A 744-nucleotide genomic window follows, 5' to 3' on the forward strand; every position below is an offset into this window, starting at 1 on the left:
GGGTTTGGCTTGGCCGCGCATGCCGCCGAAGGTTTCGGGATGGAAACCCGCAATAAGAACCTTGGCGCCGCCAAGATGTTGGATGGCGCAGGCGACATCGCCGTCATCACGGGTGATGCCTTGTTGGCTGAAGAAAAACCCGATTTCATCAAGATTGATGTCGAAGGCATGGAGATGCAGGCTTTGGCCGGGCTGGAGAAAACCATCGCCCACTGTGGCCCGCCCATGTTGATCGAAGTCGACCAGCAAAATTATGACGCCTTCGATGCGTGGTGCGCCGATAAGGGTTACGCGATTATCGAGACTGTCCAGCGCTATCCGACCAACAAGAATTTTCTGATCAAGCCATTGGCCAAAGCCACGAAGAGCAAATCGAAAACATCAGCTGCCGCGCGAGGCGCGGCCTGAAAGACCAATGCGGTGTCCGTGTCGCCGCGAACGAACGAAAAGGATAAACCCAGATGCTGACCATCAAGAACCTGCACGTGAAACTGGAAGAAGAGGACAAGCAGATCCTCAAGGGCGTCGATCTGACGGTCGAGGCCGGGCGCGTGCATGCGATCATGGGGCCGAACGGGTCGGGCAAATCGACGCTCAGCTATGTCTTGTCGGGCCGCGATGGTTACGAGGTTACCGATGGGTCAGCCACGCTCGAGGGTGAAGACCTTCTGGCAATGGAGGCCGAAGAGCGCGCGGCGGCGGGGCTGTTCTTGGCCTTTCAATACCCGGTCGAGATTCCCGGCG

At 57.9% G+C, this 744-nt stretch carries 2 protein-coding genes; both read left to right on the forward strand.

Translation table 11 applies throughout. The features are described 5' to 3' along the window. Positions 1-408 (forward strand): FkbM family methyltransferase (locus ACTG4J_RS15120; protein ID WP_439140563.1); only part of this gene is annotated, 408 nt, incomplete at its 5' end. Positions 409-461: 53 nt separating this feature from the next. Continuing rightward, on the forward strand, positions 462-744 hold a 283-nt coding region (locus ACTG4J_RS15125; protein WP_439140564.1), incomplete at its 3' end, for an ATP-binding cassette domain-containing protein.

Source organism: Roseicyclus sp., from assembly GCF_965662675.1.
Lineage (GTDB): Bacteria > Pseudomonadota > Alphaproteobacteria > Rhodobacterales > Rhodobacteraceae > Roseicyclus.